3 protein-coding genes are annotated in these 2,876 nt (G+C 48.7%); all 3 read left to right on the forward strand.

Features of this window, described 5'->3' with window-relative positions:
- The first annotated feature begins 242 nt into the window (after positions 1-242).
- The 3 genes from DIJ65_RS16430 to DIJ65_RS16025 are packed head-to-tail and all read left to right on the forward strand — an operon-like array spanning position 243 to position 2,510.
- Complete coding sequence (locus DIJ65_RS16430; RefSeq protein ID WP_195914124.1) at positions 243-365, forward strand: cytochrome C oxidase subunit II; 123 nt, start codon at positions 243-245, stop codon at positions 363-365.
- 22 nt (positions 366-387) lie between these two features.
- A complete protein-coding gene (locus DIJ65_RS16020) occupies positions 388-855 on the forward strand; it encodes a cytochrome c oxidase subunit II (RefSeq protein WP_117303793.1) in 468 nt (155 codons plus the stop codon).
- 2 nt (positions 856-857) lie between these two features.
- Positions 858-2,510 (forward strand): b(o/a)3-type cytochrome-c oxidase subunit 1, encoded by a 1,653-nt coding sequence (locus DIJ65_RS16025; RefSeq protein ID WP_117303794.1) that lies wholly within the window; start codon positions 858-860, stop codon positions 2,508-2,510.
- Positions 2,511-2,876: the final 366 nt, after the last annotated feature.

Raw genomic sequence — 2,876 nt, forward strand, 5'->3', positions numbered from 1 at the left:
AGGGCTCAAAAGTCTGGTAGCACGTTATGAAACTTTGCGTTATGCATCTTAATTGAACCGCCGTATACCGAACGGTACGTACGGTGGTGTGAGAGGTCGGGAGTTAATCGCTCCCTCCTACTCGATTCCAAAAATTGACAGCTTCGGTAAAAAATCGGCCAGGCGTGATATATGTCACAGTGCCCCGGCACAGAAAAGCATAAGCTGACACTATACAACGCATGGAGTAAGAGGTGAAATAGATGAGCAAAAAAAATGAGCATGAAGGTTTGGATCTGCGGGGGACGCTGGCCAGCGTAATGGTTGTGGGTGTCATCATCGTTGTGATGTGGGTTGCTGTGTACCTGATGTATATAGGCAGATAGAGCAGGAAAGGAGAATATCGACATGCATTTGCACAAATTTGAAAAGATTTGGCTGGTTTTTGGAATTATATCTTTAATTGTTTTCTTAAGCATTGTTGGCATTACCGCATTTTCGCAAGACCATCACCCGTCTGGCGGGATGGATACGATCGACCCGAAGAAAGTCGATCAAACTGCGCCGTTCGATAACCCAGGCGTTACGCAGATTGATGATGACACGTACCAGGTGGCAATTGTCGCCAGTGCGTTCAGTTATGCGCCACTGGAACTCAGAGTACCGGCAGGAAAAGAAATCATTTTTAAAGTAACCAGTAAGGACGTCGTCCACAGCTTCACCATCGACAACGCGAAAGTGAACATGATGGTCGTTCCGGGACAGATTACGACACGCGTCTATACTTTTGAAAAACCCGGCAAGTATTTGATTCTCTGCAATGAATACTGCGGCACGGGCCACCACTTTATGTTTACAGAAATTGAGGTGTACTAAGCATGATCGCTCTGCAAGATCGTAAATTGGCATTATGGTATATCGGCGTTGCTTACATAGCGTTTCTGATTGGGACCCTGATGGGACTGCTTCAGGTGTTTATCCGGAACGATCAGCTCGAATTGCCGGCATGGCTTGATTATTACCAAATTTTAACGGCACACGGCGTGCTGCTCGCACTTATTTATACGACTTTCTTCATCTTTGCATTCTTTGTTACGGGCATGAGCAAGAGCCTGGGCACATTCGGGCCGAAAGTGAAACTCGTTTCCTGGATCGGGTTTTGGGTAACTTTAGTCGGGACAGTCATGGCAACTGTTTTGATTGTTGCCGGTGAAGCATCCGTTCTCTATACGTTCTACGCTCCGATGATGGCAAACGGCTGGTATTATGTCGGACTCGCCCTGTTCGTAGTCGGGACGTGGATTTCCAGTTTTGCACTGATCGGCCATTACCGCGTATGGCGCAAGAACAATAAAGGGCAATTCAGTCCATTGTTCGCATTCATGACCATCACGACACTTATTATGTGGCTGATCGCCTGTCTCGGTGTTGTCGCAACCGTCCTGTTCCAATACATTCCGTTGGCATTCGGCTGGACCGATACCATCAATGTTGAGCTCAGCCGCTCGCTGTTCTGGTATTTCGGCCATCCGCTGGTGTACTTCTGGCTGTTGCCGGCTTACATCGCCTGGTACGTTATCGTACCGAAACTTTTGAACGTCCCTGTTTTCAGTGACTCTTTGGCACGTCTGGCGTTTGTGTTGTTCATCCTGTTCTCGATTCCGGTCGGTTTCCACCACCAGTTGACAGAACCGGGCATCTCGAACTTCTGGAAATTCCTGCAGGTCGCCCTGACGTTCATGGTTATCATTCCGTCACTTATGACGGCGTTCACGATGTTTGCGAACTTTGAAATCTCGGGACGCAAAAAAGGTGCAACCGGCCTGTTCGGCTGGTTTACGAAATTGCCATGGAGAGACGTACGATTCACTTCCATCTTCATTGCGATGGCCTTCTTTATTCCCGGCGGAGCGGGCGGTATCATCAACGCCAGTTTCCAATTGAACGAAGTGGTCCATAACACGCTTTGGATTGTCGGCCATTTCCACATCACGGTCGGTACGCCGGTCGCGATGACTTTCATGGGACTTACATTCTGGCTCATCCCGTATTTGACGGGACGCAAATTCACAAAATCCATGCAGAAACTGGCGTTCGTCCAGATTATTACCTGGTCGATCGGCATGCTGCTGATGTCGACGTCCCAGCACATTCTGGGCTTGCTCGGAGCACCGCGCCGGACAGCGTATTCCAATTACAATGGCCACCCGAGCGCCTTGGAATGGTTCGATGGCATCCTGACCAGCCATACCACCATGGCTGTCGGCGGAAGCATCCTGTTCCTGTCAGCGATGATTCTGATTTACATCGTTGTCATGTCGATGTTCATTTCACCGAAAGCCTTGAAAGTGGAAGATCAGGTCGAATTCCCAATGGCTGAAAGCGATAAAACGCATACACCGAAGTGGCTTGAAAACTGGTGGATTTGGATCGGCATCGCCTTTGCCCTGATCATCATCGCCTATGCGATTCCGCTGTCTTCCATGATCATGCATGCACCACCTGGTTCAGAAGGATTCAAAACTTGGTAGGAGTTGAATAATTATGTTCACAATGGTCATTTCCTTGATGATGATATTCATCCTGTTCACGGCAATCCTGATTGAAACGAGCGTTTCTGACGAGGAATAAAGGCAAGATTTTCAATGGGCAAGTCTCTATCGCCCGCCAACCATGCATACGGAGAGCCAGCTGTTGAGACAGCTGGTTTTTTTATGTGGGGACGAGGAAGGCTCCGCATCTGCGGAGCCTTTTCATCTGATCTTCCACCCAAAATCGAGTAGGAGGGAGCGATTAACTCCCGACCTCTCACACCACCGTACGTACCGTTCGGTATACGGCGGTTCAATTAAGATGCATAACGCAAAGTTTCATAACGTGCTACCAGACTTTTGAGC

The sequence above is a fragment of the Planococcus salinarum genome (genome assembly GCF_007004625.1).
Classification (GTDB): Bacteria; Bacillota; Bacilli; order Bacillales_A; family Planococcaceae; genus Planococcus; species Planococcus salinarum.